At 57.4% G+C, this 12,766-nt stretch carries 13 protein-coding genes and 3 tRNA genes; 14 read left to right on the forward strand and 2 right to left on the reverse strand.

Translation table 11 applies throughout. The features are described 5' to 3' along the window. Window positions 1-1,083: an IS630 family transposase gene (locus tag Q7U39_03055; GenBank protein ID MDO9116910.1), complete on the reverse strand. Its 1,083-nt coding sequence runs from the start codon at window positions 1,081-1,083 to the stop codon at window positions 1-3. 88 nt (window positions 1,084-1,171) lie between these two features. Between Q7U39_03055 and serS the strand changes: the two genes are divergently transcribed. The 14 genes from serS to Q7U39_03125 all read left to right on the forward strand — a co-directional run bounded on the left by serS (window position 1,172) and on the right by Q7U39_03125 (window position 10,404). Next, on the forward strand, window positions 1,172-2,455 hold the full coding sequence (gene serS, locus Q7U39_03060; protein MDO9116911.1) for a serine--tRNA ligase: 1,284 nt from the start codon (window positions 1,172-1,174) through the stop codon (window positions 2,453-2,455). A gap of 23 nt (window positions 2,456-2,478) precedes the next feature. Then, window positions 2,479-2,568 (forward strand) — tRNA-Ser (locus tag Q7U39_03065). A gap of 329 nt (window positions 2,569-2,897) precedes the next feature. Further along, a complete protein-coding gene (locus Q7U39_03070; protein MDO9116912.1) occupies window positions 2,898-3,098 on the forward strand; it encodes a hypothetical protein in 201 nt (66 codons plus the stop codon). A 44-nt stretch (window positions 3,099-3,142) separates the two neighbouring features. Continuing rightward, window positions 3,143-3,472 carry a hypothetical protein gene (locus tag Q7U39_03075; protein ID MDO9116913.1) on the forward strand — a complete coding sequence of 110 codons (330 nt, stop codon included), beginning with the start codon at window positions 3,143-3,145 and terminating at the stop codon, window positions 3,470-3,472. A 144-nt stretch (window positions 3,473-3,616) separates the two neighbouring features. Beyond that, window positions 3,617-3,709, forward strand: a tRNA-Ser gene (locus Q7U39_03080). 159 nt (window positions 3,710-3,868) lie between these two features. Next, the gene (locus tag Q7U39_03085) at window positions 3,869-4,549 is read left to right on the forward strand and encodes an FKBP-type peptidyl-prolyl cis-trans isomerase (GenBank protein ID MDO9116914.1); all 681 of its coding nucleotides are present in this window, start codon (window positions 3,869-3,871) and stop codon (window positions 4,547-4,549) included. 153 nt (window positions 4,550-4,702) lie between these two features. Continuing rightward, window positions 4,703-4,778, forward strand: a tRNA-Phe gene (locus Q7U39_03090). 381 nt (window positions 4,779-5,159) lie between these two features. Next, window positions 5,160-5,468, forward strand: a complete 309-nt coding sequence (locus tag Q7U39_03095; GenBank protein ID MDO9116915.1) for a DUF1778 domain-containing protein — start codon at window positions 5,160-5,162, stop codon at window positions 5,466-5,468. Next, window positions 5,465-5,959, forward strand: a complete 495-nt coding sequence (locus Q7U39_03100; GenBank protein ID MDO9116916.1) for a GNAT family N-acetyltransferase — start codon at window positions 5,465-5,467, stop codon at window positions 5,957-5,959. Before Q7U39_03095 ends, Q7U39_03100 begins: the two co-directional genes overlap by 4 nt. A 402-nt stretch (window positions 5,960-6,361) precedes the next feature. Then, window positions 6,362-7,045 (forward strand): tyrosine-type recombinase/integrase, encoded by a 684-nt coding sequence (locus Q7U39_03105; GenBank protein ID MDO9116917.1) that lies wholly within the window; start codon window positions 6,362-6,364, stop codon window positions 7,043-7,045. Between the two features lie 300 nt (window positions 7,046-7,345). After that, window positions 7,346-8,056 (forward strand): response regulator transcription factor, encoded by a 711-nt coding sequence (locus Q7U39_03110; protein MDO9116918.1) that lies wholly within the window; start codon window positions 7,346-7,348, stop codon window positions 8,054-8,056. A gap of 739 nt (window positions 8,057-8,795) precedes the next feature. Next, the gene (locus tag Q7U39_03115; protein MDO9116919.1) at window positions 8,796-9,110 is read left to right on the forward strand and encodes a TraR/DksA C4-type zinc finger protein; all 315 of its coding nucleotides are present in this window, start codon (window positions 8,796-8,798) and stop codon (window positions 9,108-9,110) included. 141 nt (window positions 9,111-9,251) lie between these two features. Beyond that, complete coding sequence (locus Q7U39_03120; GenBank protein ID MDO9116920.1) at window positions 9,252-10,178, forward strand: DUF3473 domain-containing protein; 927 nt, start codon at window positions 9,252-9,254, stop codon at window positions 10,176-10,178. A gap of 10 nt (window positions 10,179-10,188) precedes the next feature. Continuing rightward, window positions 10,189-10,404, forward strand: coding sequence for a hypothetical protein (locus tag Q7U39_03125; GenBank protein MDO9116921.1), 216 nt, complete (start codon window positions 10,189-10,191; stop codon window positions 10,402-10,404). Between the two features lie 315 nt (window positions 10,405-10,719). On the opposite strand, the gene Q7U39_03130 is transcribed toward Q7U39_03125, so the two are convergent. Beyond that, on the reverse strand, window positions 10,720-12,729 hold the full coding sequence (locus Q7U39_03130; GenBank protein ID MDO9116922.1) for a PhoX family phosphatase: 2,010 nt from the start codon (window positions 12,727-12,729) through the stop codon (window positions 10,720-10,722). Between the last annotated feature and the right edge of the window lie 37 nt (window positions 12,730-12,766).

Consider the following 12,766-nt stretch of genomic DNA (forward strand, 5'->3'; position numbering starts at 1 on the left):
CTAGTGTGGTGTCTCAATCATGGCTTTACAATGCTTGATCTTCTTCAGAATGTCGTCGACGGTTTTGGTCCACACGAACGGCTTGGGGTTCTTGTTATTGAGCCGAATGAACTCGTCGATCGCCGCAACCAACTCCGGCACGCTCGTGAAGACACCTCGTCGAATGCGCTTGCGCGTAATCTCACCGAACCACCGCTCGACGAGGTTCAGCCACGAGGCACTCGTCGGGGTAAAGTGCAGATGAAAGCGTGGATGTTTCACCAGCCACGTCTTGACCTTGGGATGGTTGTGGGTCCCGTAATTGTCCAGAATCAAGTGGAGGGCGTGCCCTGGCGACGTGTCGCGGTCGATGGTGCGCAGGAACTTCAGAAACTCCTCGTGGCGATGACGCGGATAACAGGTGCCGATCACGGTGCCGTCGAGCACATTGAGCGCCGCGAACAGGCAGGTGGTGCCGTGGCGCTTATAGTCATGCGTCATGGTGCCGCATCGCCCCTTCTTCATCGGCAAGCCCGGCTGTGTCCGATCCAACGCTTGGACCTGCGATTTTTCATCCACGCACAACACCACCGCCTTGTCCGGGGGATTGAGGTAGACACCCACCACATCTGTCAATTTCTCCACAAACCGCTTGTCCTTCGACAGCTTGAACGTTTCGATCCGGTGCGGTTGCAAACCGTGCGCGTCCCAGATCCGGGCCACGCTGGCATGGCTGACGCCCTGGGCATGTGCCATGGTCCGCGTGCTCCAGTGGGTCGCATCTGGCGGCGTCGTGTGCAGGGTGGCCTCCACGATGGCTCGGACTTTTCGGGGCGACAGGCGGTGGGCACTGGGCCCATGCGGGGCATCCTCGGACAGACCCGACGGTCCCGCGTCGTGGAACCGTTTCCGCCACAGCAGCACGGTGGGACGCGAGGTCTTCAAGCGATGGGCAATCGCGTTATTGGCGAGCCCCTCGGCCGCCAGCAGGCAGATCCGCGACCGCAGCACAACCCTCTGGGGACTGGTCTTCGCCCGCATCCACGCCTCCAACGTCTGTTTCTGTTCTCCCGTCATCGGCAACGAGTCGGTTGGTTTCCACATACCCCAGACGATACCAGAACCAACCAATATTGGAAAGATATTACTGAGACACTACACTAGATTCCTCAAACTTTCTCAGGAGTACCACGTGTACGATCTACGCCAGTTACGGGACCATCTCGACTCAATCCGCGAACGCCTCGGCCGTCGGGGAACCGACGTCCCTTGGGACACCATGAAGACGCTGGTTGATGAGCGTCGCAATCTGACCATGCAGGTCGAACAGCTCCGGAGCGACCTTAAAAAAGGCTCTGACGAGGTTGCCAGACTAAAGCGCGCCAAGGAGCCGGCAGACGAAGCGGTCGCCGCCATGAAACAGGTCGGGGATCGGATCCGTGAAATGGAAGGCACCCTGCGTGGCGCTGAAGAATCACTGGCCGATTTGAATTTGCGCATTCCCAACGTCCCGCACGAATCAGTCCCCCCAGGACAGGATGCCTCGGATAATGTCGAGATCCGTCAATGGGGCACCCGCCCCTCCTTCGATTTTCAGGCGAAACCCCATTGGGAGCTCGGCGAGGCTCTCGGCATTCTCGATTTCGACCGGGCATCCAAGCTCGCCGGCGCCCGTTTTGCCGTCATGACCGGCGCCGGAGCCCAACTTGAACGCGCGCTCATCAACTACATGCTCGACCGCCATACGACACAGCACGGATACCGGGAAGTGCTCCCTCCCCTGCTGGTCAATCGGGCGACGATGACCGGCACAGGGCAACTCCCCAAGTTTGAGGAAGATCTGTTCCGTCTGAAAGACGAAGACTATTTTCTCATCCCTACCGCTGAAGTGCCGCTCACGAATCTCCACCGGGATGAATTGCTGGACGAAGACGTATTGCCGATTCGTTATACCGCCTATACGCCCTGCTTCCGCCGCGAAGCCGGATCCTACGGAAAAGATACCCGCGGCTTGATCAGACTCCATCAGTTCAACAAAGTCGAACTCGTCTCGTTTTGCTCTCCCGACCAGTCACAGGCTGAACTCGAACGACTCACCGGCCATGCGGAGAGCATTTTACAAGGACTAGGATTGTCTTACCGTGTCGTGACGCTCTGCTCGGGAGACATGGGATTTTCAGCGGCGAAGACGTACGACATCGAAGTCTGGCTGCCCTCTCAACAGCACTTCCGTGAAATCTCCTCCTGTAGCAACTTTGAGGGATTTCAGGCCCGTCGAGCCAATATTCGGTATCGCACCAGGGGCAACAAGAAAGACTCTAAGACAGAGTTCGTCCACACGTTGAACGGATCGGGACTCGCAGTTGGCCGGACGCTGCTCGCGATTTTGGAAAACTACCAGCAAGCGGATGGGAGCATTGTCGTTCCTGCGCCGCTCCGCCCCTATATGGGAGGGCTTGACTGCATCAGAAAGTAGTGCGACATATCTTCCTACGGCTCGGAGGGGTGACGGAGCGGCCGAACGTGCCAGTCTTGAAAACTGGAGATGGGGCAACCTATCCGCGAGTTCAAATCTCGCCCCCTCCGCCATATACCCATCGGACAGTCACAACCTCCCCATCACGCCTCCACTCACATCTCCATTGCATCCGATCACTTAACTCATCATAGGAATCAGCGCCCCACTCACAATCGAATCCATACCATTAATATTTCAATCGCAAACTATTGATATAGCTATGCAATAAATAATCTGAAGCGCCAAAGTATGAACTGCGGAATTCTAACCCATCTCCCTCTTTCGGTTGGTGCACTCCTACCTCTACGGTATTTCCAGTCCGCACGGCCTCGCCTATCCTGACACCACCTGCGCACAGCGGACACGACATCAGGAATAGCCCGGGACAAGGAGGCAGCACATGCAAAAACAAGTCGGCAAGATCGGAGCCATTCGCCGAGAGATCCGAGGCAAAGCCTGCACATCTTGCGGCGGGCACATCTATCAAATAGTCCTTCGCTCGTCGCTTACCCCGGAAGACGCGACACTCTTTGCGCGGTGCACCCATTGTCACCACCCCAGAGGCATCGACAAAGATTTCGGAAAAGTGCTTTGGATGTAGCGAGTTGCCCTCAACACAGCATACGCACCACTGGAGACAGATCCATGCCTTTGACACGATGGACTCAGTATCGGCAAGCACGCGCTCAAAAGAAAAAAGCCCTGCACATGCTCGCGCTCAGCGGCGTGGTTCGTCCAAGCACCGTTGAACTTCGCTATACAACCCCTCTCTCCCATATTTCAGTGGAGCCTTTGTGTGAGGAGCAGACGCCCATCATTCCGGATGCAGCCGCGCCTGCCATCTCCACCCTTCTCCTACATTCGGCCGAGGCGACTCAGCTGGCGCATCATCTCTGTTCGACAGCCGTCAGCTTTCTCGCCAAATCCAGACGGCACATCCAAAGTCTTCAGTGGGACACCAGAAGCGCCGCATGACCCGGCTAAACTTTTAACCCGACGGCCGAGACCTTTCACTTGTACCTCCTGCACCGGCTGAGGTAATATCAGCCCGCTCGTGAGCGACGTAACCGCGCTGACGACTCTGCCCGCCTGCGGACAGACCCCTATGCAACTGGTCGTGGAGAGGTGGCCGAGTGGCCGAAGGCAACGGTTTGCTAAACCGTCGTAGGGAGAATATCCTTACCGAGGGTTCAAATCCCTCCCTCTCCGCCATCCAGCGCGCCGGCCATCAGTCCTAACCAATCAACCGGCTGGCTCCAATCATCCCTGCAACTCCCCCACTCAATTCTTTCCTGTTGTGCGGAGCACCTTCATATCGTAAGGTAAGATTCGTCGACCGTTCCCACCGCCACCATCAAGAAAGGATGACTCATGCGCATGTTCGCAGTATTTGCCGTAATCATTGCCCTGCTGGCCGGCCCATCGGCGTTTGCCGCATCGGGAGAGCCGACGAATGACGACCAAAAAACGCTGTACGCTCTCGGCCTGGCTATCAGCCAATCGCTTGGCACCTTCGCCCTGTCCGAATCGGAGTTGGATTTCGTCAAGTCCGGCCTCACCGATGGTGCCTTGAAGCGCGCACCAAAAGCCGATCTTCAAACATTCGGCCCGAAAATTCAGCAGCTCCAGCAAGCCCGGGCAGCCGTGGTTGCGGACGCGGAAAAGAAAGCCGGCGCAACCTATCTCACGAAAGCCGCAGCTGAAAAAGGCTCCACAAAGACGGAGTCCGGAATTGTCATCACCGCGATCAAGCCAGGAACCGGCGCCACACCAAAACCGACCGATACCGTCAAGGTGCATTATCATGGCACCCTGCTCGACGGCACCGTCTTCGACAGCTCCGTGAAGCGCGGCGAGCCGGCCACATTCCCCTTGAGCCAAGTGATCAAGTGCTGGACGGAAGGCGTGCAGCAAATTAAGGTCGGCGGCAAGAGCCGTCTGGTTTGCCCGGCCAATCTAGCCTACGGCGATCGCGGATCACCACCCGCCATCAAGCCTGGCGCCACGCTCATCTTTGAAGTGGAACTGCTGGAAATCGTCGCCGCGAAATAACAACTGCGGTATTCACGGGGCGGTGACTTGAGTGATGAGTCGCCGCCCCGACAAACCCTCGAAAAGTTCGCACGATCCGTTCAATTGGCCTTGACCCAATCACGGCTTCTGCGGTATCGTCCACCACTTTCCAGAAGTGAGTCCCCGTGTCGTGCCGAGGGAGCTCAGTTGGTAGAGCACAGCCCTGAAAAGGCTGGTGTCGACAGTTCGATTCTGTCCCTCGGCACCACATCCCCTTCAAAATACTACTGAAATCCAGCTTCATTCGGTCCCTTCCAAAAGTCACGATTTCAGCATTTTTCAGCCCGTTTCGCCCGATTGGTTGTCCAAATGGTTGTCCAAGACCATGGGCGGCAAACCAGCTCCCAGGGCTTAGAGACGATCATTTTTCAGGCTCTACAATACCCCACTTCAAACCCCGATTCACTTTTCAGCTCCACTCCCTCCTCGTCACTCCCCCTAATCATCAGCACAACACACCGTAGCCCCCAATCGCCGACTGAAATTCCATCGCATGCTGTGCTTTACCTCATCGAGAATCATTGTCATGACACTGTCTTGACAATGATTCATTCGTGGGCTACCTTCAATAACCAAGAGAGGTGACACGATGGCCGTACGCGCCGTTCGCAGTGAGAAACTGGATCTTCGGCTGAGTTCCTCAGATAAACGGATACTGGAAGCAGCGGCATCTGTTTCCAGTCGGTCGGTGAGTGACTTTGTCCGTGAAAGTGCACTGGCCCGCGCTGATGAAACTCTGGCGGATCGTCGCACCTTCCTGCTGAGCAAAGCGCAATGGGCTGAGTTTCAGACGGCGCTCGATGCTCCCACTCGCCCCCTCACTCGCATGAAAGAACTCCTGACTAAGCCAGGATTCTTTGACGTCCCCCCTCTTCACCGCACAACAAACAAGCGGTGACTCGAAAGATCGAAAAGCTTCAGCGACATCACACCGTTGATACGTTCGACTGTGGGCGGGAAGATCTGAATCGTTTTCTCCAGCAATACGCCCTCCCCAATCAACACAGCGGAGGATCTCAAACCTATGTGGGGGTGGTCGACGACACCGTAGTCGGCTATTACGCACTCGCGGTGGGATCGGTTGAACAAGACATTGCCCCGGAACGATTAAAGAAGGGACTCGCAAAACATTCCATTCCGATCATGCTGCTTGCTCGGTTAGCTGTAGACCTCCACTGGCAAAAACAAGGCGTGGGTGCCGCGCTCTTGAAGGATGCGGCGCTACGGACGCTGCAGGCCGCGGATATTGCCGGAATCCGTGCCTTGGTGGTCCATGCCAAAGATGAGGTGGCGAAGCAGTTCTACGAGCGTTTCGATTTCCTCCCTTCCCCAAGCGATCCGTTACATCTCTTCATGCTCCTCAAAGATCTTCGAAATCTCGTCTCGTAGGACGCTCTCTCATCAAGACCGTCGCGACCAACCTCTCTCCCCGTTTCTATTCACCACGGCAAATCGCCGGGGCAGGTCAAAGGACAGAAGCTGACGCTCGCCGACTTCTGCCGGCTTCCCGCCAACGAGGATCCCGACGATCGTGGCGGGCAGTTTTGGCAATATCTGGTCGCCAATCGCGCGGGTAACACCAGGAATCGGCATCGGGACATTCTGAAGAACCAGATCCTCCCGCACTTCGGACGTTATCGCTTCGATGACCTGGAACCGGAGCACATTGAGATCTGGAAACAGCAGCGGCTCGAGGAAGTTGAACGCGCCACGGTCTTAAAGGAACTGCATTGCCTGTCGGCCGTCTTTCGCGTCGCACGCAAAGTGTACCGCTACACAAGTCAGAATCCCGTGGCCGACATCGAAAAGCCGACCGTGCCCAAGCGGAAGAAACAGATTCCGACGCCCGACGAGTTCAAAGCGTTCTTGAACGCCGCAGGCCTGCTCACGCCCCACTACTACCCGTCATTCTTAACGGTTTACCAGGGCGGGCTCAGGATTGACGAAGCGCGGCATTTAGAACCATCTGATGTGGATGAGCAAGAGAACGTCTTGCACATTCGCGTGAAGAAAGGGTGGAGTCCCAAAGACCAAGAGGATCGGGACGTCCCCCTCGTCGAGCCGATGCGGACCGTGCTGCTGACGCTAAAACAGCAGAATCCGCAGGCCCGCTGGCTCCTCCCCCGCGGCGACACACGCACCTATACCTGTCAACGCTGCGGCGGACCCACCACGCACATCGGCAATCTCCGGACAGCCATCCTGGCGCTCGCCAAGGCCGCCGGGATCTCCAAACGCATGACGCATCACATCCTGCGGCACTGTAATTCCACCCACAATCGCCAACTGGGCGCCAAAGACTACGAGGTCATGGAATTGCTGGGCCAGCAGTCTACGAAAGTCCATACGATCTACACACACGCGGAATGGGAGAATATCGTAGCGGCAACTGAACGGTTGGGGAATTCAATTGGGGGAGACGGGTTGTCCGCATGGTTGTCCACGCGGGCCCGCGGGACTGAAACGTCAGAGTAATTGGAGCCTTAGACCGACAACATCAGCCGGGCAAGGGCTGGGTAGAGTAGGGCTCTGAGAGATCACCATCGTTCAAAATGGTCGCAGTGGATGTCCTTGAAAAGCAAGAACTCACTTCAATCCTAAGTGCGACGGGATGGCCCTTGATTCATATGACCACATGCCAAACGCTTGGGGGAATAACGTCCCCGATTACAGGAAGAACGTGGTTAATACGGCTGTAACATTGGAGGATTATGCTGCAAGCGCTGACATAGCAGTAGGAAACAGTCCGAACGCATGTTCACCGGGTAACACACGATGTCCACAAACACTGCAAAGAAAATTCTCATCGTGGAAGACGAGACTGACATTGCACAGCTGGTGAAGATCTACCTGGAGAAAGAAGGATTTCGTACGGTCCATGCAAAAACGGGAAACGAAGGACTGCGGCTCACCAAGAGCGAGTATCCCGACATGGTCATCCTTGATCTCATGCTTCCTGAGATGGACGGATTGGAACTCTGCAAGAAACTCCGAAGCGAGCAGGAGACCGCCCTTCTTCCCATTATCATGTTGACGGCCAAAGCCGAGGAGTCCGACACTATCGTGGGGCTCGAACTCGGTGCCGACGACTATATCGCCAAGCCGTTCAGCCCCAAAAACCTCGTCGCAAGGGCCAAAGCTTTGTTTCGCCGGATTGGACGGGCCAACGACACCCAGCAAACGTCTTACCACTACGGCTCACTACTGATGGACCTCCCTCGCCATGAAGTCACCGTCGATGGGAAAGAAGTCGGTTTGACGGCCAAAGAGTTCGGGCTCCTGGAACATCTATTGCGAAATCCCGGTCGGGTACTTACACGCGACGTCTTGCTGAATTCCGTGTGGGGCTACGACTACTATGGCACTACAAGAACTGTGGATGTGCACATCCGTCGCCTGAAGCAGAAACTGCCTGCCCTGAATGAAGCGATTGTGTCAGTAAAATCGCTGGGCTATAAGTTGTCTGATCCGGCTCTGACAAAGTAATTTCCGTGCATGTATTCTCTCAACATCGCGAGACAAGGCCTCGCCTAAGAGGCCGCCTAATCTGCCTGTTCCTTCTTTCCCTCAGTTCTTGCGTCCATTCACCCCGCGTCGAGGAATTCGAAGCCGGCATTGGACAGTTGACACAAGACGAACTGACTCGCCGGTTCGGTTATCCCCAAAGGCTCAAACGCCTGTCGAGCGGATCCGAAGCCTGGGAGTACGAATTTTTATCGGGACAGTCACGCTGTGTCGGCTATCGCGTCTATTTCGACCGCGAGCTGCGTTCGCAGAAGTGGGAACCCATTCCCTGTCGGTAAGACTATCGACATCACACTGCGTCATTGCGGAGATCTCATACATGTCGTAAGACGGGACTTCCTCTGCCCCTCCTCTCTGTCCCCCCCCTGCTGAACACGCCACCTGCTCCCAAGCATACCGTCCGTTCAAATTCTCTACAGATCACAGACGAACCAAGATTCTATTGCAATCCAGTTACATCACCCCCATTCCACCGTTTCACAGCACCAACACATTGATGCCCGACCTCCTGTAACTAAAAATTGAGGCCGGCATGATCCAACTGTGTCTTTGGTCCGGTACAACTCTCCCTGGAAAGGGGAACAATCCAATGGCGTACACCATCTCTCCTCGACGAAGACAACCGGGGATATTTATCGGAACGGCCAGCCGTACGGCTCCCCCTCCGAATGTGCGACGCCTCGACCTTTGGCAGGAACTTGTGAGACAGCGAGCGGTGCTGCTCGCGAGCGCCAACCTCTCGCTTGCCGCGGAGTCGGCCGCAGAACTCTATGCGGATCCGGCCGACCAGGCCTCGACCGATCTCGAGCATGACGTCGCCATGCAGGTCAAGGCGCGAACCTTTGAACGGCTTCGACACATCGAGCACGCGCTGCAACTCATGCGCACCAAAGACTACGGACAGTGCCTCCACTGTCATGGGGACATTCCTTACGAGCGGCTGAAGGTCCAACCCGACGCCCAATTCTGTGTCCCCTGCCTGACAACGGTCGAACAGAAGGCAACCCATAACTAACGCCATGACACCGTTCATAACAACGACACATTATTGGAGCCCAGCTGCGCCTCTCACGCACCTGGCCCCCGCGCTCGTCCCTTCCTGCCAGGAGAAGGGACGAGCCCCGGGTTTTTGCTGCCGCCTCGGAAGGCATCGATCATGATTGCAGATCGACCGCCTCGGCACGCCCTGACCATCGACCTGGAAGAGCACTTCCAGGCGCCCCGCTTCGACTCGCCGATGCGCCGCCGCTGCTGGTCCAACTTTGATAGTCGTGCGCGAAAGAATACCGAGCATCTGCTGAATGTGCTGGCGCGCCGCTCCACCACGGCGACGTTCTTCGTGCTCGGATGGCTTGCCGAACGCCATCCGTCGCTTATCCGCACTATCGCCGCTTCCGGCCACGAGATCGCATGTCTCGGCTATGCCCACGAACAGGTCGCGGCACAGACGCCGGAGCAGTTCCGACAGGATATCCAGCGCGCCAAGCATCTCCTGGAGGATATGATCGGGCAATCCGTCCGGGGCTTCCGGGCCCCCGCTTTCAGCATCACGGCAGATACCTTGTGGGCACTCGCGATTGTCGCGGACTGCGGCTTCGTCTACGACAGCAGCGTGCTTCCGGTCGGATTCACTTCCAACAGACTGTACAGCGAAAACCGATTGCAGCGTCTCCAGGCCGGAACCCGTTCCATCTGGGAAGTCTCGCCATCGACATCGAATATGTTGGGATTTCTCGTGCCGATCGGAGGGGGAGGCTACCTCCGAACATTGAACTATCCGGTCCTGCGCACGTTGTTCTCACAGATCGAGAACCTCGGCAAATCGATCGTGATGTACATAAGAGTTTGGGAATTGGACTATGAGCAACCACGCATGGTGGGGCCACTCCTCGCCGAATCCCGCCACTACTGGAATCTCCACAAGATGGAGCCGCGACTGACTCAGTTATTGACCGATTTCTCCTTCGGGTCCGTCCGTGAAGCAATCCAGCCCGTCCGGACGCTCGCAGATTGCCCCGAACCATCGGATGACTCGGAATCTGCAATCCACAACGACGAAACACTATCTACCGCCGTGCAATAAGGAGGATCATATGCAATGTGCCCGCTGTGCCGGACTGCGAGTGCCGGAGATCATGAGCGAGGGAGGAACGAGAGTGTGGGCGCTCCGGTGCGTGCACTGCGGAGACATCACCGACCGGCTGATCGCCAAGAATCGGACCCGTCGGAGGGACCCGCTCACGCGACCCCCTCGCACACCGATCTATGGAAGCGACCGGTGGAAAAAAAAGAAACTACAGCTCTCCTGACTCCCTTTATCGCAGACTGCTTCTGATCGTCTCCACACTCTATGAGAGTCGCAGCCATAGGTAGCAACTCTCTGCCTTATTCTCTGCAGACCGGAGACGAATCATCATCTCCGCAACCTCTCCCCCGCAGCAGACACGACCAGCACTGCCGGCCGAACCGGAACATTTCCGGCAGCCTCACGCCTTGGTTCTGAGACCGAGTGACTGACCTCGACGCTTCGTGAGGAGGGCGCAGGATGCATCTGATCCGGCGTGAGAGAGGCGGCGTGCGCCCAATGCGCACGCCGCCGGGGAGAGAAGATGGAACGAAATGGTCTAGCTGCCGATCTTGCCGCCGTCGTCCTTGGTGATCACGATACAGGCCGAGCGGGGCCGGCCGCCGGCAGGACCGTCCGGCCAGGAGCTGAACTGCTTCGGATTCGCCGGATCCCCGGGCAAATCATCGGGCCGCTCGCCCGGATGCTGGATGCCGACGAACATCGTTCGACGATCCGGCGTCATAAAGACACCCGTGACTTCGCACTGATTCGGCCCGACCAGGAACCGCCGGGTCTCCCTGGTGTCCGGATCCGCAGCCACCATCACATTGTTGCCGAATCCGGCATAGGCACCCGCATTGATCGTCGAGGTCGACACATCGGTCTGAATCCAGAGCAGGCCGCTGGGATCCACATAAATCCCGTCCGGCGATCCATACTTGTCGCCGAAGATCGTGGAACCGTGAGCAGGATTCGCCGGATCGCCGCAGAGCGCGAAGATGTCCCAGCCAAACGTGGGCTCCGTCCAATCCTGGCGATAATGCCAGCGGATGATGTGGCCGTAGTTATTGATCGCCCGAGGATTAGCCGCATCCACCGGCGGACGGGCTGAGCCCGCAGCCGCAGACCCGTCCGGATTGTTGACCGACGGCGGAGTCGAACCCCGGCGACTATTGTTCGTCAACGTGGCAATCGCCGTTAAGGATCGAGGGAACGTGTCGATCCATTCAGGACGGTCCATCATCGTCGCGCCGGCCGCATCCGCAGCCCCGCGCGTATTGATGAGAATATCGTTCAACGACCACCCCCCGAGACGCGGATTGTCCGGAGTCAGCGGCAGCCATTCCCCGGTCCCGTCCGCATGAAACTTCGCGACATAGAGGATGCCATCATCGAGCGGGTTGATGCCTTGCCGGCGCGCCTGGCGCCAAGGCAGGTTCGACACAAAGCGATAGATGTATTCGTTTCGCTCATCGTCCCCCATATAGACCACGACACGGCCGTTCCTGGCCTCCTGCACCCACGCGCCCTCATGCTTCAAACGTCCAAGTGCGGTGCGCTTGACCGGAGTTGAGTTCGGCCGAAATGGATCGATCTCCACCACCCAGCCGAAGCGATTCGGCTCGTTCGGTTCCTCATCTGTCCGGAACCGCTTGTCGGTGGTGTGCCAGAGATACCCGAAGCCCGCAGCGGTAATCCCGTAGCGCTTTTCGAGTGGGGTCTGCGGGCCGTTCTTCCGAAAGTACCCGTTGAAGTTTTCTTCGCAAGCGAGATACGTGCCCCATGGTGTATAGCCCATCGCACAATTGTTGAGCGTTCCCAACACGCGCTTCCCGGTCGGATCCTCGCTGGTGATCAATCGAGCATCGCCTGCCGCCGGGCCTCCGATTTCGATTGGAGTCAGGCCGGTGATGCGCCGCCCGAAGGGAGAAGGGCGGACGACATCCCATTTGCCCCGCCGGCGCCGCCAGTCCCATGGGAAGCCGGTCCGCTTCGTCACTTCGATGATCGACACGCCGTGTGCATTCAATGACTTTTTGGTTTTCTCGGGGGTCCAGTTATTCACGCCGTCCGGGAACAAGAGTCCGTCATCGGTATATTCATTATTCTGCACGATGATCCCGCGCTGGGACCCGACGATCGGAAAATAGACCATGCCATCGTTGTGCATACCCCACTGGCGCGCCTGTTCATCGGCTGAATTGCTTCCATCCTGCTTGAATGCGGGGCCATGGGAGACGGGATCGCCCCAGGCAATCAACACTTCCGCCGAATACCCTTTAGGCACCACAACGGTATCCGCAGATGACACCGGCACACTTTCGAACCCGAGCACGGGCCGTCGTCGCCCACCATCCTCATCGGCTTGTCCAGCCTCTTCGGCCCCTTCGTCTGCGGAAGCAGGCACGGCCTTCAACAGCGCCTCGACGCCGCCGAGCGACACCGCCGCCACAGTCGCAATACCGCCAGTTATAAATCCCCGACGGGACAAGCGTGCGTCCAGGACATCTTGAAAATGTTCGTTGCTTGATTGATTGCTACCCCCCTCGTCATCGATGATCGACATGAGGATCACTCCTTGTTCGTGAAGGTGAATGAGTGTG

Origin of the sequence: Nitrospira sp., assembly GCA_030653545.1 — a bacterium.
GTDB lineage: Bacteria > Nitrospirota > Nitrospiria > Nitrospirales > Nitrospiraceae > Nitrospira_D.

Excerpts from the sequence above, each read along its gene's own strand:
- Q7U39_03055 (MDO9116910.1), bottom strand. The coding sequence starts at position 1,083 with ATGTGGAAACCAACCGACTCGTTGCCGATGACGGGAGAACAGAAACAG.
- Q7U39_03070 (MDO9116912.1), top strand. The coding sequence starts at position 2,898 with ATGCAAAAACAAGTCGGCAAGATCGGAGCCATTCGCCGAGAGATCCGA.
- Q7U39_03075 (MDO9116913.1), top strand. The coding sequence starts at position 3,143 with ATGCCTTTGACACGATGGACTCAGTATCGGCAAGCACGCGCTCAAAAG.
- Q7U39_03085 (MDO9116914.1), top strand. The coding sequence starts at position 3,869 with ATGCGCATGTTCGCAGTATTTGCCGTAATCATTGCCCTGCTGGCCGGC.
- Q7U39_03095 (MDO9116915.1), top strand. The coding sequence starts at position 5,160 with ATGGCCGTACGCGCCGTTCGCAGTGAGAAACTGGATCTTCGGCTGAGT.
- Q7U39_03110 (MDO9116918.1), top strand. The coding sequence starts at position 7,346 with ATGTCCACAAACACTGCAAAGAAAATTCTCATCGTGGAAGACGAGACT.
- Q7U39_03120 (MDO9116920.1), top strand. The coding sequence starts at position 9,252 with ATGATTGCAGATCGACCGCCTCGGCACGCCCTGACCATCGACCTGGAA.
- Q7U39_03125 (MDO9116921.1), top strand. The coding sequence starts at position 10,189 with ATGCAATGTGCCCGCTGTGCCGGACTGCGAGTGCCGGAGATCATGAGC.
- Q7U39_03130 (MDO9116922.1), bottom strand. The coding sequence starts at position 12,729 with ATGTCGATCATCGATGACGAGGGGGGTAGCAATCAATCAAGCAACGAA.